This window comes from Shinella sp. Sh6, assembly GCF_055392685.1.
The window spans coordinates 132,860-151,995 of record NZ_AP044006.1; the positions used below are offsets into that span (position 1 = coordinate 132,860).

The following is a 19,136-nucleotide window of genomic DNA, read 5'->3' on the forward strand; positions in this document are numbered from 1 at the left end:
CATCCATGTCCTTTCTCTCGCTGCGCCGTCTGCCCATCCGCGTTCGTCTCATCCTGCTTGCGGCCGTGCTGCTGCTGGCGATCATCGGCAGCAGCCTCTTCACGCGCAGCGAGCTCTCCGAGGCGCTGCGTTCCGAGGATGAGGCGAACCGTATCGCCGAGATCATCAACATCGCGCATGAGGTGCGCGCCGATTTCAACAGCCTGCGCTACTGGCAGGCCGATCTGTCCGTCAGCCTGCTGACGCTTGCCGAGACGCGTGCCGGACAGGCGCGCACGCGCCTTGGCGAACGGCTCGACAAGCTCGCCCTGCACCGTCCGGCGGAGGCAGCGGCGATACGCCAGGAGATCGAGCAGTTCGATACACTCGCCAGCCAGGCGGTCGAAGCCTATACCGACGACCAGCGCGTCATCGGCAATACCCATTTCGCCGAGGCGCGCCGGCACGGCATCAGCGTGGAAGAAAAGCTCGCCGCGCTGCAGGCCGATCTCGGCACGCAGGCCGCGGCGGCGCGGGCGAACATCCTGCTGCAATTCGAGCGGGCGGCCAATTTCGCCTCGCTGCTGTCGATCGTCGCCGTCATCGTCGGCACGGCACTGACGATCGTCATCCTCGGCTCGATCCTCAAGCCTCTCGGCGAGATCGTCATGGCCGTGCGGGGATTGACGGCGGGCGATGCGGACGTGGTCGTGCCGCCGGCGGGCGCCGACGAGCTCGGCCGCGTGAGCGAGGCCCTGCAGCTCCTGAAGGAGGGGCAGCAGGAGCGCGAGCGCCTGACGCGCGAGGCCGAGCATCAGCGAAAGACCCTCGTCGATGCCATCGAAAGCATCGCGGAGGGCTTCACGCTCTACGGCCCCGACGAGCGGCTCATCATCACCAACCAGCGCTTCCGCGACATGCATCCGGCCCATGGCGGGCTCGTGGCGGGAAAGTCGACCTTCCGCGACGTCATCGAGGCGGGCGGGCGCCATGTCGTCGCCTTCGACGAGCCGTTCGAGGCGTGGATCGCCGCCCGGCTGACCTCGCACGATCATAGCGCCACCCGCGTCACGCCCTTCAGGGACGGCCGCTGGATGCAGATCAGCGAACGGCGCACCCATGAGGGCGGCTTCACCGTCGTCTATGTCGACATCACGGAGCTGCGCCGCCGGCAGGAGGAACTGGAGCTTGCCCGCGACGAGGCGCAGCGCGCGACGCAGGTGAAGTCCGAATTCCTCGCCAACATGAGCCACGAGCTCCGCACGCCGCTCAACGCCATCATCGGCTACGCCCAGATCCTCCAGGAAGATGCCGAAGACACCGGCCAGAACGATTTCCTGCCCGACCTCAGGAAGATCGAGAGCGCCGGCAACCATCTGCTCGGCCTCATCAACGGCATTCTCGACCTGTCGAAGATCGAGGCCGGCCGCATGGAGGTCTACAAGGAACGCTTCGACGTGCCCGCCCTCGTCGGCGATGTCGCCGCGCTGATCCGGCCGCTCGCCGCCAAGAACGGTAATGCCTTCGTGGTGGAATGCCCCGACGACATCGGCTCGATCGAGACCGACGTCACGAAGGTCAAGCAGGCGCTCCTCAATCTTCTGAGCAATGCCTGCAAGTTCACCGAGAAGGGGACGGTGACGCTCGCGGTCACACGGCAGGGAACGCATGCCGGGCGGCAACTGGCGCTGACGGTCACCGATACCGGCATCGGCATGAACGAGGAGCAGCTCGGCCGGCTCTTCCAGGCCTTCTCGCAAGCCGACAGCTCCACCTCGCGCAAGTTCGGCGGCACCGGCCTCGGCCTTGCCATCAGCCGCAGCTTCGCGCAGATGCTCGGCGGCGACCTCACGGTGGAAAGTCGCCCGGGGGCGGGATCGCGCTTCACCCTTGCCCTGCCCGATCCGGAAGAGCCTGCGGCATCCACTGACGCTGCGGAAGGGGGGGGCGCATCCGCAAAGCCGGATCCGTCCGACCGTCCCGCCGTGCTCGTCGTCGACGATGACGAGGCCTCGATGAACATCATCGGCTCGCATCTGAAGCGCGACGGTTATCGCGTGCTCTATGCGAGCGGCGGCGAACAGGCGCTGGAGATGGCGCGCAAGCACCGTCCTGCCGCCATCACGCTCGATATCCTGATGCCGCAGATGGACGGATGGTCCGTGCTCGTCGCGCTGAAATCCGACCCGGACCTTGCCGAAACGCCGGTCGTCATCGTCAGCATCAGCAATGAGAGGGCGCTCGGCTTCACGCTCGGCGCGGCGGCGATGCTCACCAAGCCGGTCGACCGGGGCGAGCTCAGCGATTTTATCGCGAGGCTCACCGGCGGCCGGGAGGAGGGCACGGTGCTGGTCGTCGAGGACGATGCGGCGACGCGGCTCCTGATGCAGCGTACCGTGGAACGGCTCGGCCGCAGCGTGGCGCTGACGGAGAACGGCCGGCAGGGCATGGACTGGCTTGCCGCCAATCCTCCGCCGATCGCCATCCTCCTCGACCTGCAGATGCCCGAGATGAACGGCTTCGAATTCCTCTCGGCGCTTCGCGAGCAGGAGAAATGGAACAGGGTGCCGGTTCTCGTGGTGACGGCAAAGCACCTTTCCAATGCAGAGCGCGAACTGCTGGGCGCCCGCGCGACGCAGATCATCGGCAAGGGCGGTGCGCATGTCGAACTGACGCAGGCGTTGCGCGACGTCCTTTTCGCGCGCTCGCCGAAAGCGGCCGGGACGTGATGCCATGACACGAATTCTGCTCGTCGAGGACAATGAGATGAACCGCGACATGCTTTCGCGCCGGCTGGAGCGCAAGGGCTACGAGGTGCTTCTTGCCGTCGACGGCGAGGAAGCCGTCGCCCGCGCGATCTCGGAGGCGCCCGACCTCGTGCTTATGGATATCGGCCTGCCGGGCATCGACGGCTGCGAGGCGACCCGCCGCATCCGGCAGACGCCTTCCGGCGCCACCCTGCCCATCATCGCGCTCACCGCCCATGCCATGAGCGTCGATGAGGCCCGCGCCCGGCACGCCGGCTGCAACGACTTCGATACCAAGCCCGTCGATCTCCCGCGGCTCCTCGGCAAGATGGAGACGCTGCTCTCCGCTGCCCGCTGACCTGCAGGTTTCCAGAACCACGCCGCCATGGAACCAGGTGCGGGCGGCGCCGTTAAGGTTGCGTCTTGCAATGGAGAACGGCAGTCATGGAAAAAGAGGCGGGAGCCCGTACGTCGAAGAACGGCAATCGTCCGGAGAGTTCCAAGCCTGGGACGATCGTCGCCGGGCCGGATGCGCATGCGCGCGAGGGCGCCGGAAAAACGCCGCCGGGGCGGGGCGTCAAGCCCGCGGATGCGCAGGCGAAGTCGTCGACCGACGGAAAAGCGGACTAGGCATTTCAGGGATACAGGAAAAACTTCCCCCGGCCGGGCCGGGGGAAGGATCGGTCGTGATCGCGGCAATCAGGCCAGATCGAAGCGGTCGGCGTTCATCACCTTCGTCCAGGCCGAGACGAAGTCGTTGACGAACTTCTCCCGGTTGTCGTCCTGGGCATAGACTTCCGCATAGGCGCGCAGGATCGAGTTGGAGCCGAAGACGAGGTCGACGCGGGTGGCCGTGTAACGGGCCGCGCCGGTCTTGCGGTCGCGGATCTCGTAGAGGTTGCTGCCGGTCGGAACCCACGAATAGGCCATGTCGGTCAACGTGACGAAGAAGTCCGTCGTCAGCGCGCCCACGCGGTCGGTGAAGACGCCGTGCGCCGTGCCGGCATGGTTCGTGCCGATGACGCGCAAGCCGCCGATCAGCGCCGTCATCTCCGGCGCCGTCAGGCCCATGAGCTGGGCGCGGTCGAGCAGCAGCTCTTCCGGGCTCACCACATAGTCCTTCTTCAGCCAGTTGCGGAAACCGTCCGCCAGCGGCTCGAGCGGCGCGAAGCTGTCCGCGTCGGTCTGCTCGGCGGCGGCATCGCCCCGGCCCGGTGCGAAGGGCATGTTGACGTCAAAGCCGGCGGCCTTCGCAGCCTGCTTGACGCCGTAGTTGCCGGCAAGGACGATCACGTCGGCAAGGCTTGCGCCCGTGGCGGCGGCGATCGGCTCGAGAACGGCAAGCACGCGGGCGAGCCGCTCCGGCTCGTTGCCTTCCCAGTCCTTCTGCGGTGCAAGGCGGATGCGGGCACCGTTGGCGCCGCCCCGGTGGTCGGAGCCGCGATAGGTGCGGGCGCTGTCCCAGGCGGTGGTGACGAGGTCCGAAACGGAAAGGCCGGAAGCGGCGACCATCGCCTCGACGGCGGCGACGTCATAGTCCTTGCGGCCCGCCGGGATCGGATCCTGCCAGATGAGGTCTTCTGCCGGCACGTCCGGGCCGATGTACCGGCTCTTCGGGCCCATGTCGCGGTGCGTAAGCTTGAACCAGCCGCGTGCGAAGGCCTCGGAGAAGGCGTTGAAGTCGTTCCTGAAGCGCAGCGAGATCTCGCGGTAGATCGGGTCCACCTTCAGCGCCATGTCGGCATCGGTCATCATCGGCAGGACGCGGATCGAGGGGTCCTCGACATCGACGGGCTTGTCTTCCTCGGCGATGGTGATCGGCACCCATTGCGAGGCGCCGGCCGGGCTGTGGGCCAAAGTCCATTCATGCTTGAACAGCATCTCGAAGAAGCCGTTGTCCCACTTGGTCGGCTCGGAGGTCCAGGCGCCTTCCAGGCCCGAGACGACCGTGTCGCGGCCGATGCCGCGGCCCTTGGTGTTCATCCAGCCGAGGCCCTGGAGTTCCGGGCCCGCCGCTTCCGGCTCGGGGCTGAGGTCGCGCGGATTGCCGTTGCCGTGGCACTTGCCGACGGTGTGGCCGCCGGCCGTCAGGGCGACGGTTTCCTCGTCGTCCATGCCCATGCGGGCGAAGGTCTCACGCATCTGCGCGGCCGTCGCCATCGGGTCGGACTTGCCGTTGACGCCTTCCGGGTTCACGTAGATGAGGCCCATCTGCACGGCGGCGAGCGGGTTTTCCAGCGTGTCGGGCTTGGCGACATCGCCGTAGCGGCCGTCGCTCGGCGCGAGCCATTCCTTTTCCGCACCCCAGTAGGTGTCTTTTTCCGGATGCCAGATGTCCTCGCGGCCGAAGGCGAAGCCGAAGGTCTTGAGGCCCGCGACCTCATAGGCGACGGTGCCGGCAAGCGCGATCAGGTCGGCCCAGGAGAGCTTGTTGCCGTATTTCTTCTTGATCGGCCACAGCAGGCGGCGGCCCTTGTCGGTGTTGACGTTGTCCGGCCAGGAGTTGAGCGGCGCGAAGCGCTGGTTGCCCGTGCCGGTGCCGCCGCGGCCGTCCGTGACGCGGTAGGAGCCGGCGGCATGCCAGCTCACGCGCGCCATCATGCCGACATAGCTGCCCCAGTCGGCCGGCCACCACTCCTGGCTGTCCGTCATGAGCGCGCGCAGGTCCGCCTTCAGGGCTTCCACGTCGAGCTTGCGGACTTCCTCGCGGTAGTTGAAGTCCTTTCCGAGCGGATTGGTCTTGGTATCGTGCTGGTGCAGGATGTCGAGGTTCAGCGCGTTGGGCCACCATTCCATGACGGACTTGCCGAGCGCCGTGTTGCCACCATGCATGACCGGACACTTGCCGGTCGTGGGGATCTTCGTATCCATTTGGTCCCTCCAACGGATTTCTTGACTTTAAAGGACACCGGAAGCGCTTTTGCCGGCATGCGAACGGGGTCGCCGCCTTGCAGGCCGTCTTCCAAGTGATCCAGAGGTAGCAAACCCTTATCATAAATTCCAATTGTAAAAACTAAAAGCTGCGATAGGTTATTCTTATGAGTAATCTATCCATGAAGCACTTGCGATATTTCGATGCCCTCGCCCGCCTCGGCCATTTCGGCCGGGCGGCGGAAAGCTGCGCCATTTCGCAGCCTGCGCTTTCCGTACAGATACGGGAGCTGGAGGACCTTGTCGGCGCGCCGCTCGTGGAAAGGGGAGGGCGCCGCATCCGCCTGACCGGGCTCGGCGAGGAATTCGCAGGGCGCGTGCGGTCGATCCTGCGCGCCGTCGACGAGCTGGAGGACCTCGGCCGGGCGGCGCACGGGCCCTTCGCGGGGCGCCTTCGCCTCGGCGTCATTCCCACGGTGGCGCCCTATCTGCTGCCGGACATCATCAAGGCGCTGGCGCGGCTCTACCCCGGGCTCGATCCGCGCCCGCGCGAGGCGATCACGCAAAGGCTGATCGAGGATCTGGCGGAGGCGAAGCTCGATGTCGCCATCGTGGCCCTTCCCGTCTCCGAGCCCGCGCTGGAGGAAATGCCGCTCTTCGACGAGGAATTCGTGCTGGTACGGCCGCTGGAGGATGCCGGAAAGCCGGTTCCGGCATCCGAAAGGCTGCATGAGATGCGCCTGCTTCTCCTCGAGGAAGGCCATTGCTTCCGCGACCAGGCGCTTTCCGTCTGCAATATCGCGCCGGCCGCGACGCGGGCCCTGATGGAAGGCAGCTCGCTGTCGACGCTCGTCCAGATGGTCGGCGCCGGCATCGGCGTGACGCTCATCCCGCAAATGGCCGTCAAGACCGAGATGCGCTCGTCCTCCGTCTGCATCGCGCACCTTGCCGAGCCGCGCCCCACAAGGACCATCGGCATGGTCTGGCGGAAGACTAACCCGCTCTCGACGCAGTTCGCCCGCATCGCCGACATCGTAAGGGAAGCCGGGCTCAGCCGGCTGGCGCAGGCGGAAAACGCCTAGCGATCGCCGGCCGCTCCGTTTCAATATTCGTCGTGCAGCCTCACCCAGCTCATGGTGCCGCTCTCGTTGCGCCCCTTCGGGACGAGGTCGAGCCAGTTGAGCGCGCCCATCAGCAGTTCCGTGCCGCGATGATAGGTCGAGTAGGTGTGGTAGAGGACGCCCTGCTCGTCCTTTGCGAAGACGCTGAGGCCGAACATGTCGGAGGCGTTGCGGATCTGCGTCAGGCCGTAGTTGTAGCGTGCATGTCCGGCTTCGCGGTCTTCCGCGGTGAACGATACGCCGAAATCGTAGTTGAAGTCGCGGTCGCCCGAGGAAACCCAGGGGAAGGTCCAGTGCATCCGTCGCTTGACGTCCTCGATCCGCCGGACCGGCGCGCGCGAGACTGCGGCGAAGGCGAGGTCCGCATGTTCGAAGTGCCGGCGTGCCGCATCGGCGTGGTCCATCGTGAAGGAGCATCCGGGGCAGAGGTGATCCGAGCCGGGCGTCAGCATGAAGTGATAGATGGCAAGCTGGCTGCGGTCCCCGAACAGGTCCCGAAGCGTCACGTCCCCGTCGGGGCCGTCGAAGACATAGGATTTCTCGACCCTGACCCAGGGGAGTTGCCGGCGCTCGGCACGCAGGGCGTCGAGTTGGTGCGTCATGGCGCGCTCCTTCTCGAAAAGCGCCTTGCGGGCGGCAAGCCAGTCTTCTTGCGAAACGATCGTGTGCTGCATGGTCAATCTCCTTCGGTCCGTTTGGTGAGGGGAGCCGCCGTGTTCCGGCGCGAAACGAGCGCCAGCCATGGCGGCAGGTGGAAAAGGCTCATCAGCAGGTACATCGAGACCATGCCGCCTGACGGCAGCAGGCTTGGCCCGGACGTGCAGACGGCCATCGGATCGCCGGAGCTGATCCAGGCCATGACCGCGAAGGTCGGCGCTGCGGCAAGGCAGAGCCAATCCGGCGCTGCGAATGCTATCCGTGTCGTCATTTTCGGCTTCCCGCTGAATTCCCGGCCGTCGCCGGCTGTTGCAAAGCGAGACTAGGCCGGGAGGAGCGATGGCCGGGAGTGACAAGTCTGTCGCGATTTAACGGGGATGGCAGCCGATGCGCCGAATGCCGCGGAAGCCGGATTTAAACCTTTATGGCAATCCAGACCGAAAGGGCGACGGCAAGGCCGAGAAGGAGGGCGACCGCCAATTTCAGGCGATTTTCTTTGCGCACCCTCTCGCCGGTCCAGTCATAGGCCCGCGCCGGGGCTGTGGGCCCGGTGCGGTCTTCGACATCCTGCCATGCCGGAAGAGGATGGTGAGGACCCGGGAGCGCCTCGTATCGCTCGACCGGGTCCCTGCGCGACCGATGCGGCTTGGGCAACGCATCGGGCCGCACAGCTTGTTGGGAAGGCATTTCCGGTATCCGCTTCTCCACGCGCTCGCGGCAGCGGGCATGTGCTTCCTTGAGAATCCGGCGCGCGCGATAGGCGCTGAGCGGGGCCGGCTCGCGGGCAAGCCGGGTTTGCTCGATCTGCCTGTCGATATCGCGGATTGCGCGGGCGAGGCGATCGGCGGGCGCGTGATCCCGCAAGAGGCGACGGAGGCGCTGGTGGGGCATGCTCATTCCTCGAATCAGGCTCCATCATGGAGCGGCGCCGAAGATATCGCCTCATCGGGCCGATCCCAGCTACCTGCGATTGCGAACAAGCTATTGCTTTCCAGTGAGTTAACGTCGATATCGATGTGTACCGAAATCGCCCTGCCGGGCTGCGCCCGGCCCTCTTTCGGTATTAAAAGTCACATAGCTTCACGCCGGGGAGCCTCGTCCATACGGACGAGGATGCGGTAGCCAGGTGCGTGTCGGGCGGTTGCGATGCCTTCGAACGCCGCGGCCTAGAAAGCGACCTTCAGGTTGGCGGAAACCGTGATCGACTGAAGGTCCATCCCCGCTCCATCCTCGAACGGTCCGCCTATCTGCGCGCCGCTGGAGATGTCGTATTCCTTCGTGCTCCCTTTCTTGCGGAAGAAGCGTTCGAAATCGACGCCGAGCGTGAATTGAGAGTTGTCGTTCACCTGATAGGCGGCTTCCAGTCCCAGGTCGACGAACGGAATGGCGCCGTATTTTTCCTCGAAGCGCTGGTCATTCAGCCAATGGTGGTCCGTGTCGCTCGCCCCGATGGTCGCGCCTGCCCGGGCAAGCCCGGTGATGGTCCAGGCTCCGCTGGTCGTCTTCACCTCTCCGCCTATGAACAGGCCCGGATATCTCTGCTCGAAGGTAATAACCTTCTCTCCGTCCGCAAAGGTGCCAGTGGTATTGCGAAAGCCCCCGCTGCTGTAGACATACGATCCGCCATGGCCGGTCCACTTCACATTCGTGTACTTGAAGCCTCCATGCAGGTTGAATGTCGAGGCCTCGGACAGGGCGAAGTTTTTTCCGAGCGCGATGTCGAGATCGATGTAGCGGTCGAGATCCGTATCCGGATGGACGGATCGATCCGTCCAATCGTCGAAGTCGTAGCTGCCGCCGAGCCAGTCGTAGTCTTCCATGTGGCTGTTGCCGCCGAAGCCGAACCGTACGTCGCCCGATACGGTCCAATCGCCATCGAAAACACCCTTGGCGCCGAGATTGATGACGGGTGCATCACTCTCCCAGATCAAGCGACTGATGCGGTTTCCGCCGTTATAGACAAGCTCGTTCCCCTTGAGCCAAGTGTATCCGATTCCCCCGACGAAAACGAAATCGTCGGCACCGATGATCGTCGTCTGATGCTGCTGGTCGTCAGCGAATGCGGGAGTGGCGAAAGAGGCCAGAACCGCTCCGGAGAGAGTGAGAGCGCGCAAAAAGCTCATGCTCATGGTCGAATCATCACCCCATCGGAAATTGCAGTCTATGGTTGCGTAACATCTTCCTTCCCAAGAATCTGTGCTTTCCCGGCAACTTCCGCGAATTTGCAGCGGCCGGGCGCCTTCCGGTGTCCCGGTCTTTCCCCTATCGGAACACGCTGGCCGCCGTCGCTCTCCTCTCGAAAAATGCTTAATGTTCAAAATGATACGAATTAACCGTAATAAGGGATAGGGCTTGGCCGCTTTTTAAGACAGTAGGTATATACCCGCACGAGCCGCATGATGCGGCCGGCATAAGATCAAGGGCGCGGCATTCGGCCCAGGAAGGTAATCCGATGTTTCCGGAGATTCTCCAGGTTATCCAGGAGTTCGGTGCTATCGGAGGTGCGGACAGGGTCGCCTGGGAGCTGGCCCAGGCATTCAATCGGGTGGGCCTGATAAACGGCGTCGTCACGTCCGCCGCGTTCGACGCCAGCGGCACCGCAACGGATGTGATCCTCGTCAGTCCCTGGGTGAAATGGTTTTCCACGCGCGGAGGCATGCGGCATCTGGCGCGGCTCCTCGTGTTCCCGGCCTTCACGCTCGCCGCGACGCGGGTCGTCAGGCGCAGGCGGAAAGCCCTTGTCATCAGCCACGGGGACTGCCTTGCCGGTGACGTGGTGGTCGTGCATGCCGTGAATGCGGAAAACCTGAAGATCAAGAAGGCCGCGGGGCAATGGCGCTGGCTCCTCAATCCGATTCATGCCTGGGTTGCCCTGCGCGACTACTGGATGATCGGACACCTGCGTTACAAGCGCTACATCGCGGTTTCGCACCGCGTCTCGCAAGAACTGGTGAAACACTACCGCGTTCCGGAGAGCCGCATACGGGTCATCTCGAACGGCGTCGATGTCGACCGCTTCAAGCCGGACGCGTCGGCAAGGCGCCGGATCCGGGAGGATTTCGGCATTCCGCAGGACGCGCCGCTGCTGCTCTTCGTCGGGCACGAGTTCAACCGCAAGGGTCTTGCCCATCTCATCGACGCGATGGAGCGGCTTGGGCCCGAATTCCATCTTCTCGTGGTCGGCTCGGACAATCAGGCGCCCTACCGCGCGATGGCAAAGGCTTCGGCCGGCCGGATCGTCTATGCGGGAGAGCAAAAGAACGTCGAACGGTTCTTCGCGGCCGCGGATGCCTTCGTCTTCCCGACCTCGTACGAGACGTTCTCGCTGGTGTGCATGGAGGCCATGGCGAGCGGCCTGACCGTATTCGCCACCTCTGTCGGCGGTATCGAGGAATATCTGAAGGACGGCCAGAACGGCATGATGATCGTGCAGGACGGTGCCGATATCGCCCGAAAGATCGAGGCGGTATTCCAGGATGCGGCGCTCGCAGACCAGATGCGGGCCGCCGCCCGGCTCACGGCGGAAAACTACAGTTGGGACAATATCGCACGGCAATATGTGGACCTGCTTGCCGAAATACTGGAGGAGCGGAAAGCCGAACACTCGCTGGCTCCCGCGCGTCTGCCGGCACACTGAAGGTATCCGCCGTCCGACAGCGCCCGGGGAGCACCTTAAAGTTAATGGTTTGGTTACCGTCGTTCCACTTCGGGAATGACAGCGGTCCGGAAATTTCGAATATTCCTGCCAGGGCGTCGTTTGACGAAGTCTCGCGCGATCCGGACTTGCCTTTTCGGGATAGGAACGCTCCACGCGGCTGGCCAGGCGAATGCCGATCGCGCCTTACGGTCGGCCGCGCCCGGCTTCGGTTCATTTCACACGCCGGCGGGAACCAGTTGACCATGTGTGTTGCAAAACGAATCTACGAGACACGGTCGTGAGGCGCGCCTTCGGCGTGCCGGTCACCTTCGGCGCATGCGCCGGCTTTGTCCACGACGGCGGCGGTAAGGTCGGTGTCCTGATGGTGCCGGCCTGGGGGCTGGAGGAATTCACTATTCGCCGGGGCTGGGCAGCTTTCGCCGATCGTCTGGCCGACGCCGGCTATTGTTGCCTGCGCTTCGATTGGCCGGGCGCCGGCGACAGCCTCGGGGATGCGGGCTCGATCGAATCCCTGGAGACGTGGAGGGACGCGCTCCGCGCGGCTGCAACCTTCCTGAGGGTCAATCACGGTATCGAGAAGCTCGTTCTCGTCGGCCACGGGCTTGGCGCTCTCATGGCGGCGCATTCGACGGAAAACCTGCTTGCGGATGCGCTGGTCCTGATGGCGCCGCAAAACGAGGGAAGGGCGGGCCTGCGCGAGCTAGACGTCTGGAGCAAGATGATCGGCTCCTTCCTGCGCCTGCCGCTCGAAACCTCGGAAAACAGCATCAACGTTGCCGGACATTTCCTTTCGAAAAGCCTTGCCGCGGAAATCTCCGCGTTGCGCCTCGGCCACGCGCCTCGGCCGCTCCCGGTTCTGGCAATGCTGCCGCCGGGCACGCGTGCCGCCAACGAATGGCCTGCACGGCTCGCAACGGCCGGCTTTGTCGTGACTGCCGTCGACTACGCGGCCCACGAGGACTTCGTCACCTATAGCCGTGCTTCCACTCCGCCTGCCGGCGACTTCGGCGAGGTGCTGGGCTGGCTTGCCGACACCGTCCCGCCGGGCGCGAAAGCCGGCGCAAGGGAGCCGGTGGCCGCTGCCGCCTTGAAGGGCACCGGATTTGCCGAAACACCCCTGCTGTTCGGCAAGGGCGGCAGTCTGTTCGGCATCCTGTGCCGACCCACGACCCGCGCGAGCAGGGCGGTGGTCGTTTTCGTCAATTCCGGCGACAACTATCATATCGGCTGGGCCCGCATGCATGTGGAGTTCGCCCGTTCTCTCGCGCAGCAGGGCATTGCCAGCCTCCGCGTCGATACCGGAGGGATCGGCGACAGCCATGGCGTCGACCGACCCCTCTTCTACGACGAGGGCCAGATCGGCGACGTGCTGGAGGCGGTCACGGCGGTAGAGAAGATGGGCCTCGGGCCGGTCCTGGTTTCCGGCCGCTGCAGCGGCGGCTATGCCGCCGTTCAGGCCACGGTGCGCGATCCCCGTATCAGGGGCGTGGTGGCTGTCAATCCACCCCGCCTCGCGCTCGGCCCGGACGAGACATTCGAACAGGTTATCAGCGGAGGCACATCGTCCCTGGCCGACTACCGCCGCCGCGCGCTCTCCATGAAAACGGTGAAAGAGGTTCTGGCCGGCATTCCGCTGAGCACTCTCCTCAGGGAGGCGAACAAGATCGTCAAAGCGCTCCTTGCCCAACGCCTGCGCCGTTTCGCCGGCCCATGCCGGCTCACCCGGACCGTGCGCGAGCAGGCCGATGCGCTTCACGCCCGCGGGGTGGTCTCGTTCCTGATCCTTGCGGAGAACGATGCGGGGCGCGACGAACTGGTGCGCCATTTCGGCGACCGCCCCGCCGCGGACTATGAGAATGCCGTCGTCCGGATCGTGCCGGACGCAGAGCACAATATGACGGCCCGCCACGCCCGCAAGGCTATTTTGAACGGCGTCGTCGACGCCGTCGCCGCAATCGAACGGCAATCCGTCCGATTGTCGGCTGCGTGAGGAGGATGGGCGCCGAAAGCGGGAAACCGGAACACTCGGAAGCAATAAATTAACCAAATTTTATGCCGTGCCGCTGTACCAGACTAGAGGTATAGCGGGGTTTCCTAATGCGTGTGGCAATTGTACATGACTGGCTTTACACGGTCGGCGGCGCCGAACGCGTGCTTCAGGAGATGCTTCGCTGCTATCCCGACGCCGATGTCTTTTGCCTTTTCGACTTCCTGAAGCCGGAAGACCGCGCGAAGATCGGGCTGAAATCCACCCGGACGACGTTTATCCAGAAGTTGCCTTTCGTGCGGCGGGCCCACCGGGCGTTCCTGCCGCTCTTTCCGATTGCCATCGAGCAACTGGACCTTTCGCCCTACGACCTCATCATTTCGAGCAGCTATGCGGCGGCCAAGGGCGTGCTGACGGGGCCCGACCAGTTGCACGTATCCTATGTTCACTCGCCGATCCGCTATGCGTGGGATCTGCAGCACACCTATCTTGCGCGCAACAAGAGCTCGATCACGACCTTCCTCGCCCGCCCGCTCCTGCATTGGCTGAGAATCTGGGATGCGCGTACCGCGCACGGCCCCGACATGATGATCGCGAATTCGCATTTCGTCGCCCGGCGCATCCGCAAGGTCTATGGCCGCAAGGCGCGGGTTCTCTATCCGCCGGTCCAGCTTTCCTCCCGCACCGATGCACCGGCGGAACGACGCCACTTCCTGGCCGCCAGCCGCCTGGTGCCCTACAAGAACATCGAGGCGATCGTCCGGGCGTTCTCCGAACTGCCGGACCAGCAGCTCATCGTGGCGGGTGACGGCCCCGAGGCCGGCCACCTGCGCAAGATCGCCGGCCCCAACGTCACGTTTGCCGGATTCGTCAGCGACGCGGCGATGCGCGAGCTCATGGCAAGCGCGCGCGCCTTCGTCTTTGCGGCGGAAGAGGATTTCGGCATCATCTCTGTCGAAGCGCAGTCCGAGGGAACGCCGGTGCTCGCGCTTGGCCGCGGTGGTTCCTGCGAATCCGTCCTCGACGGCAAGACGGGCCTGTTCTTCGATGCTCCGGAGCCTGCCGCGATTGCCGCATGCGTGCGCCGCTTCATCGAGCGGGAAGGGGACTTCCTGCCGGAAAACTGCCGCGCGCAGGCGGCCGGCTTTTCGGCCGAGCGGTTCCGCGAGGGGCTGCGCGCCTATGTTAACCAAAGCATTGCAGACTACAGATCTTCGGCGGTCGGCTATGTGCCCGCCAGCAAATTCTCGACAGAAGGCGGATGACGTTATGGCCGAGACGCGGAACACGATGGAACGCCATCTGTTCAATGCAGCTCCCTTTCTGATGCGGACAGGGGTGGTGGGCAGCCTTTGGCGCCACCGCCTGATGTTTGTCGTCATTTTCCTGGCTATCGTGCTGCTGTCGCTCGTCACCGCGATCGTCCTGCCGGCGCGCTATCTCGCGACCGGCATGGTCATCGTCGCGGAAGGAGATCCGGCCACCCGCACCTCGGATGTCTGGGCGCAGAAGCAGGGCGACCCCGCCGACCTCGAAAGCCAGATCATGATCCTGCGCTCCTCGCGCCTGATGAAGCTCGCGCTTTCCCAGCCCGGCGCTCTCGATGCCGCGATGGAAGTGTGCAGCAGTTCCTCGGCCGGGTGCGAAAGCCTGCGGAACGATACCGCACAGCTTGCCGACAAGGTCGCTGACAGGTATTCGGTCGGTGCCGTCGGTCGTTCGCGTGTGCTTTCGATCTCCTACACGTCGGCCTCGCCGGACAATGCCATGACCATGGCGAACGCGCTGGTGACGGCCTATCTGAACGACCAGCGCGGCACCGAATCCAATAGCCGTGAAGTCGCAGCGAAATGGCTCTGGCAGGAAGTCACCGATCTCGACAAGGAAATCCGCGAGCAGGTCGCCAAGATCGAGAGCTTCCGCCGTCAGAACGGCCTTGTGCAAGGCGCGACGGCCTCGATCAGTTCCGAAAGCCTGACGAGCGCCAGCCAGCAACTGGCCGCTGCCGAACAGGCGAAGGCCCAGGCGCAGGCGCGCCTCGATGCGATTCGCGACATGAAGAACGGGCGCGACGCCTCGGCCTCGCAGATGGCGCTCGACAGCCGCACCGTCGCAGACCTCAAGCAGCAGATCGCCACGGTCGGAAACCAGCTTGCAGCCAGCAGCGCCGTTCTCGGCACGCTTCATCCCCAGCGCCGCATGCTGGAAGCCTCGCTTTCCCTCTTGAAACAGCAATTGGCGAACGAGATCGAGCGCATCTCCGTCAGCGCCCAGAAAGACTTCGAGACGGCGAGCAATCTCGTCACGACGCTCCGCAAGGAGGTGGACAAGGCCAAGGACAATGCGGCCAACGCACGCACTGACGAATCCTCCATCGAGGGTATGGTCCGCGACGTCGAAGCCAAGCGCCAGCTCTATGCGCAGCTTTATCAGCGTGCGAGCGAGCTGGAATCGGAACGCCGCTCCCTGACCGGCGGCACCCGGCTTGTCAGCCTGGCCGAAAAGCCGACGCGTCCCTATTTCCCGAAGAAGACCCCCATGGTCGCGGCGGGGCTCGCCCTCGGCCTGTTCCTGGCGGCAGCAAGCTGCGTCCTGTGGGACAGGATCCGCAACGGGTTCGGCCAGCTTGACCACGAGGACGATGCTTCCGAGCCGCGCAGGGACGACGATGTCCTGAAGCCAGAACCGCTCGAGATCATCGGTTCGCTCCCCGACCTGCCGGCAATCGGATTGGCAGGCGGTGCCGGTGACGATCTGCTTGCGATCCTGCGGCGAAGCATGTGCGCCGTCGGGTTTCAGCAGGGCGTCAAGGAATTCGCGACCGATTTGTTCGATGCCAGTGCCGGCCGGCCGCTGCTGGTCCTGCCGACGGAAGGCGGCTCCCGCGACGCTGCCTTCCTGACGCTCGCCGCCGGGCAGGTTCTCGCCAAGAAGGGGCACAACGTCCTTGCCGTCGAATGCGGATCGGCCGCGCGCGAATTCGCGGACGCATTCAAATTGCCGAACCGGGAACCCACGCTTTGCGATGTGATGACGGGAGCGGCCCGGCTGCCGGCCGGCATATCGCGCACCTCCACTCCCGGCTTCCACGTCATGGCCGGCGACAATGAAACCCTCGGCCTTCTGGAAAGCGGCGACATCGCAGGGCTTGAGACCCTGATCGGATGGGCAAAGGTCTACGATCTCGTGCTTTTCACCGGCCCGGCTCTCCTCGATCCGCGATCCCATGAGGCGCTGCGGAGCCTGGCGGAGATGGAACTCGGCACGGTGGTCTGCATCGACCGCGGCGACGCGCAGGAGACCAGGCGCGCGAATGCCGAGACGACGCTTGCCAGGCTTGGCCTGAGGAGCGCGGGCGCCGTTCTCGTGCCGGCGCTCGGCAAGGACGACCGCGCGATGCGCGCGTTCGCCCGGGGCAGGAAGGCGACGTGATGGGCGCGCCGCGGGTTCTGTTCGTCAACCAGACCGGCGTGATGTCGGGTGCCGAATATGTGCTCGCCAACCTTGCCGCGCATTGGCCCGGTGCATCCGCCTTCCTGCTGGAAGGCGGCCCGCTGGCAGACGTATTGCGGCGACGGGGACTGGATGTCGTTGTCGCACCCTCCGGCGCCCAACTCGGCGCCATCCGCCGGGATCGATCGCTCCTTGCCGCCCTGCCGCTGCTGCGGCGGCTGCAAAAGCTGGTCTTCGCCATCGCCGCCGCTGCCCGCGGACACGACGTCGTCTATGCGAATTCGCAAAAGGCCTTTCTTCTCTGCGCGCTGGCATCCTTCTTCTTCCGCCGCCCCCTTGTCTGGCACCTTCACGACATCATGAATGAGCGCCATTTCGGCGGTATGCAGCGCCGGCTCCAGATTCTGCTGGCAAACCGCAGGGCGGCCTTGGTGATCGTGCCGTCCCGGGCCGCCGCCGATGCCTTCATCGAGGCCGGCGGACGGGCCGAACGGGTGCGGATCGTTCCGAACGGCATCGTCCTCACGCCGCCGCAGGCTGTCGACCGCGCGTCTCTTGGCCTGCCGCAGGGACCGTTTGTCGGCGTTTTCAGCCGGCTTGCCCCCTGGAAGGGCCAGCATGTCGTGCTCGATGCCCTGAAGGCCCTGCCGGATGTGCAATGCATCCTGGTGGGCAGCGCGTTGTTCGGCGAAGACGCCTACCGGCAGGAACTCGAAGCCATGGTGGAGCGGGAAGGTCTCGGCGAGCGCGTCCGCTTCCTCGGCCAGCGCAGTGACGTGCCGGTGCTCATGCAGGCTGTGGATGGGGTCATTCATTCCTCCATCGATCCGGAGCCCTTCGGCCTGACGATCGTCGAGGCCATGCTGGCGGGAACCCCGGTCATCGCGACGGATTGCGGCGCTTCATCGGAAATTCTCGACGGCGGCAAGGCAGGCAAGCTCGTGCCGCCCGGCGACGCCGATGCTCTTGCGAAGGCGGTGCGCGACCTCTTTTCCGATCCTCGGCCGTTCCGTGAAAGGGCGACGGTCGGGCGTGAGCGCGTGAACGCGGTCTATGGCGTCGATGCCATGCGGGAAACGATAGCTCGCATCGTCAAGGCGGCGGCCGGATGATGGCGGGGCGCGACGGTTCGTTGGATATAGAAAAGATCGCTCGCCGAGGCCGGGACCAGCGCAGGATTGGAGTAGCGCGGCGTCCGCAAGCGCAAAGGCGCAAGCCGATCGAGGCTTTGCCCGTTCCGGCCGAAAGCGAGGCTGTGTCGAGCATTGCGCGCGGCTGGGTGCCGGCCTTGCTGTTCATCGCCGCCTTTACCGTCGTCGGCGGCTTTACCGGTGGACTGGGGCGCCCGCTCTTCGTGCTCGGTTGCGTCGCGGTGGCGGCCTTCGCCTGGCGAAGCGGCATCGCCTCGCACTTCCAGGCCTGCCTCGTCCTCTTCTCCTTCGCGCCCTTCGTTCGCCGCATCGTCGACGCCGGAGCGGGATACGACGAACTTGGCCTCATGCTGGTCGGTCCGCTGATCGCGCTGCTGGTGCCTGCCGTCGAACTGCGCCGATTGCTCGATCCCAAGGCGCCCCTCGACGATCGGTTCGGTCCGCTCATGCTGGTCGGGGCATGCATTCTTTATGCCGGCGTGCTTTCCCTGCTGCAGGGCAAGATGAACGATGCGGCAAGCGGCCTCGTCAAGTGGTTCTCGCCGATCCTCTATGCCGGCGTGCTGGCCATGCGCGCCAATCGCGACGAGATACTGGAAGCCTCCGTTTCTGCATTCTGCGTCATCCTGCCCATCACCGGGCTCTACGGCATTCTGCAGTATGTCGATCCCCAGGCCTGGGACCGATACTGGATGGAGTTCGCACCGATCCTTTCGATCGGCCAGCCCGTGCCGTACGGCGTGCGCGTCTTCTCGACGATGAACAGCCCCGCAAGCTTTGCCAGCTTCACGGTGGTGGGCCTGCTGCTCGTCGCTTTCCTCCGGTCCGGCTGGCTGTCCCTTCTCGTGGCCCTGCCGTCGATCCTCGCCCTTCTTCTCTCCTTGTACCGGACCGCCTGGCTGGCCATGGCCATTTCCCTGATGTTCTGCCTGCTGTTTGCACAGACGCGCGGCAAAGCGCAGATCATCATGCTCGCGCTGGTCCTTGCCGGCGCCGTTGCCGTCACCATCCCGCCCTTCTCCGATGTCATCGGCGACCGCCTGGCGACGCTTGGGCAAGGCAGCCAGGATGGCTCCTTCCAGGAGCGCCTGCAGCAATATTCCACCCTCTGGTCCCTGCCTGACAGCTCGCTGATCGGGAATGGCTTCACGGTTACCGATGTCGGCTCCGCCGGCCAGATGCCGATCGACGGCATGATCATCGCCTGCTGGATGATGATGGGGATCGTGGCCGGCATCCTGTGCCTTTGCGGTTTCTTCTGGGCCATTTCCGGTGCCGTCATCCGCGCGCTTCTGGAGCGATCCCGCCAGGCGGTCCTTGTCGGGGCCATGGCCATGGGGGGGCTCCTGCAGATGCCTCTCGCCAATATCAGCGCGGCCGAGGCCGGCTTTCTGTTCTGGAGTTTCGTCGTGCTGATTCCGGTCATCGATCGCGGGCGTGCGGCATGATGGACGAGGCACCGGAAACCCGGCCTGACGCCGCGGCTGCGCCTTCGATCAGGAAGGTGGCGAC

Annotated in this window: 15 protein-coding genes; 10 read left to right on the forward strand and 5 right to left on the reverse strand. The window is 64.9% G+C overall.

The features are described 5' to 3' along the window. Positions 1 to 5: 5 nt before the first annotated feature. The 3 genes from ACZ5TO_RS18960 (at position 6) to ACZ5TO_RS18970 (ending at position 3,356) form a co-directional block, all read left to right on the forward strand. On the forward strand, positions 6 to 2,708 hold the full coding sequence (locus ACZ5TO_RS18960) for an ATP-binding response regulator (RefSeq protein ID WP_464800800.1): 2,703 nt from the start codon (positions 6 to 8) through the stop codon (positions 2,706 to 2,708). A gap of 4 nt (positions 2,709 to 2,712) precedes the next feature. After that, positions 2,713 to 3,084, forward strand: a complete 372-nt coding sequence (locus ACZ5TO_RS18965) for a response regulator (protein ID WP_464800801.1) — start codon at positions 2,713 to 2,715, stop codon at positions 3,082 to 3,084. Between the two features lie 86 nt (positions 3,085 to 3,170). Then, on the forward strand, positions 3,171 to 3,356 hold the full coding sequence (locus ACZ5TO_RS18970; RefSeq protein WP_464800802.1) for a hypothetical protein: 186 nt from the start codon (positions 3,171 to 3,173) through the stop codon (positions 3,354 to 3,356). A gap of 69 nt (positions 3,357 to 3,425) precedes the next feature. Here the strand turns inward: ACZ5TO_RS18970 and katG are convergent, their stop codons facing one another. Next, complete coding sequence (gene katG, locus ACZ5TO_RS18975) at positions 3,426 to 5,597, reverse strand: catalase/peroxidase HPI (RefSeq protein ID WP_184141047.1); 2,172 nt, start codon at positions 5,595 to 5,597, stop codon at positions 3,426 to 3,428. Positions 5,598 to 5,764: 167 nt separating this feature from the next. On the opposite strand from katG, the gene ACZ5TO_RS18980 reads away from it, so the two are divergent. Continuing rightward, positions 5,765 to 6,679, forward strand: a complete 915-nt coding sequence (locus tag ACZ5TO_RS18980; protein ID WP_464800803.1) for a hydrogen peroxide-inducible genes activator — start codon at positions 5,765 to 5,767, stop codon at positions 6,677 to 6,679. Positions 6,680 to 6,699: 20 nt separating this feature from the next. Here the strand turns inward: ACZ5TO_RS18980 and ACZ5TO_RS18985 are convergent, their stop codons facing one another. The 4 genes from ACZ5TO_RS18985 to ACZ5TO_RS19000 all read right to left on the reverse strand — a co-directional run bounded on the left by ACZ5TO_RS18985 (position 6,700) and on the right by ACZ5TO_RS19000 (position 9,504). Further along, positions 6,700 to 7,392 carry a DUF899 domain-containing protein gene (locus ACZ5TO_RS18985; RefSeq protein WP_464800804.1) on the reverse strand — a complete coding sequence of 231 codons (693 nt, stop codon included), beginning with the start codon at positions 7,390 to 7,392 and terminating at the stop codon, positions 6,700 to 6,702. A 2-nt stretch (positions 7,393 to 7,394) separates the two neighbouring features. Next, on the reverse strand, positions 7,395 to 7,646 hold the full coding sequence (locus ACZ5TO_RS18990; RefSeq protein ID WP_464800805.1) for a hypothetical protein: 252 nt from the start codon (positions 7,644 to 7,646) through the stop codon (positions 7,395 to 7,397). A 143-nt stretch (positions 7,647 to 7,789) separates the two neighbouring features. Then, on the reverse strand, positions 7,790 to 8,266 hold the full coding sequence (locus tag ACZ5TO_RS18995) for a hypothetical protein (protein ID WP_464800806.1): 477 nt from the start codon (positions 8,264 to 8,266) through the stop codon (positions 7,790 to 7,792). Positions 8,267 to 8,541: 275 nt separating this feature from the next. Beyond that, positions 8,542 to 9,504 (reverse strand): omptin family outer membrane protease, encoded by a 963-nt coding sequence (locus tag ACZ5TO_RS19000; RefSeq protein ID WP_464800807.1) that lies wholly within the window; start codon positions 9,502 to 9,504, stop codon positions 8,542 to 8,544. Between the two features lie 323 nt (positions 9,505 to 9,827). Here ACZ5TO_RS19000 and ACZ5TO_RS19005 point away from each other — a divergent pair, with 323 nt between their 5' ends. The 6 genes from ACZ5TO_RS19005 to ACZ5TO_RS19030 all read left to right on the forward strand — a co-directional run bounded on the left by ACZ5TO_RS19005 (position 9,828) and on the right by ACZ5TO_RS19030 (position 19,072). Beyond that, positions 9,828 to 11,012 carry a glycosyltransferase family 4 protein gene (locus ACZ5TO_RS19005; RefSeq protein WP_464800808.1) on the forward strand — a complete coding sequence of 395 codons (1,185 nt, stop codon included), beginning with the start codon at positions 9,828 to 9,830 and terminating at the stop codon, positions 11,010 to 11,012. Positions 11,013 to 11,310: 298 nt separating this feature from the next. Continuing rightward, positions 11,311 to 13,023 carry an alpha/beta fold hydrolase gene (locus tag ACZ5TO_RS19010; RefSeq protein ID WP_464800809.1) on the forward strand — a complete coding sequence of 571 codons (1,713 nt, stop codon included), beginning with the start codon at positions 11,311 to 11,313 and terminating at the stop codon, positions 13,021 to 13,023. A gap of 107 nt (positions 13,024 to 13,130) precedes the next feature. Further along, positions 13,131 to 14,285, forward strand: coding sequence for a glycosyltransferase (locus ACZ5TO_RS19015; protein WP_184141063.1), 1,155 nt, complete (start codon positions 13,131 to 13,133; stop codon positions 14,283 to 14,285). Between the two features lie 103 nt (positions 14,286 to 14,388). Then, a complete protein-coding gene (locus ACZ5TO_RS19020; RefSeq protein WP_464800810.1) occupies positions 14,389 to 16,452 on the forward strand; it encodes a GumC family protein in 2,064 nt (687 codons plus the stop codon). Continuing rightward, entirely contained in the window at positions 16,452 to 17,585 is a 1,134-nt protein-coding gene (locus ACZ5TO_RS19025; RefSeq protein ID WP_464800993.1) for a glycosyltransferase family 4 protein, read from the forward strand. Before ACZ5TO_RS19020 ends, ACZ5TO_RS19025 begins: the two co-directional genes overlap by 1 nt. Next, positions 17,585 to 19,072 (forward strand): O-antigen ligase family protein, encoded by a 1,488-nt coding sequence (locus ACZ5TO_RS19030; protein ID WP_464800811.1) that lies wholly within the window; start codon positions 17,585 to 17,587, stop codon positions 19,070 to 19,072. Before ACZ5TO_RS19025 ends, ACZ5TO_RS19030 begins: the two co-directional genes overlap by 1 nt. Positions 19,073 to 19,136: the final 64 nt, after the last annotated feature.

Coding starts and splice junctions, on each gene's coding strand:
- ACZ5TO_RS18960 (WP_464800800.1), top strand. CDS start 6: ATGTCCTTTCTCTCGCTGCGCCGTCTGCCCATCCGCGTTCGTCTCATC.
- ACZ5TO_RS18965 (WP_464800801.1), top strand. CDS start 2,713: ATGACACGAATTCTGCTCGTCGAGGACAATGAGATGAACCGCGACATG.
- ACZ5TO_RS18970 (WP_464800802.1), top strand. CDS start 3,171: ATGGAAAAAGAGGCGGGAGCCCGTACGTCGAAGAACGGCAATCGTCCG.
- katG (WP_184141047.1), bottom strand. CDS start 5,597: ATGGATACGAAGATCCCCACGACCGGCAAGTGTCCGGTCATGCATGGT.
- ACZ5TO_RS18980 (WP_464800803.1), top strand. CDS start 5,765: ATGAGTAATCTATCCATGAAGCACTTGCGATATTTCGATGCCCTCGCC.
- ACZ5TO_RS18985 (WP_464800804.1), bottom strand. CDS start 7,392: ATGCAGCACACGATCGTTTCGCAAGAAGACTGGCTTGCCGCCCGCAAG.
- ACZ5TO_RS18990 (WP_464800805.1), bottom strand. CDS start 7,646: ATGACGACACGGATAGCATTCGCAGCGCCGGATTGGCTCTGCCTTGCC.
- ACZ5TO_RS18995 (WP_464800806.1), bottom strand. CDS start 8,266: ATGCCCCACCAGCGCCTCCGTCGCCTCTTGCGGGATCACGCGCCCGCC.
- ACZ5TO_RS19000 (WP_464800807.1), bottom strand. CDS start 9,504: ATGAGCATGAGCTTTTTGCGCGCTCTCACTCTCTCCGGAGCGGTTCTG.
- ACZ5TO_RS19005 (WP_464800808.1), top strand. CDS start 9,828: ATGTTTCCGGAGATTCTCCAGGTTATCCAGGAGTTCGGTGCTATCGGA.
- ACZ5TO_RS19015 (WP_184141063.1), top strand. CDS start 13,131: ATGCGTGTGGCAATTGTACATGACTGGCTTTACACGGTCGGCGGCGCC.
- ACZ5TO_RS19020 (WP_464800810.1), top strand. CDS start 14,389: ATGTTTGTCGTCATTTTCCTGGCTATCGTGCTGCTGTCGCTCGTCACC.
- ACZ5TO_RS19025 (WP_464800993.1), top strand. CDS start 16,452: ATGGGCGCGCCGCGGGTTCTGTTCGTCAACCAGACCGGCGTGATGTCG.
- ACZ5TO_RS19030 (WP_464800811.1), top strand. CDS start 17,585: ATGGCGGGGCGCGACGGTTCGTTGGATATAGAAAAGATCGCTCGCCGA.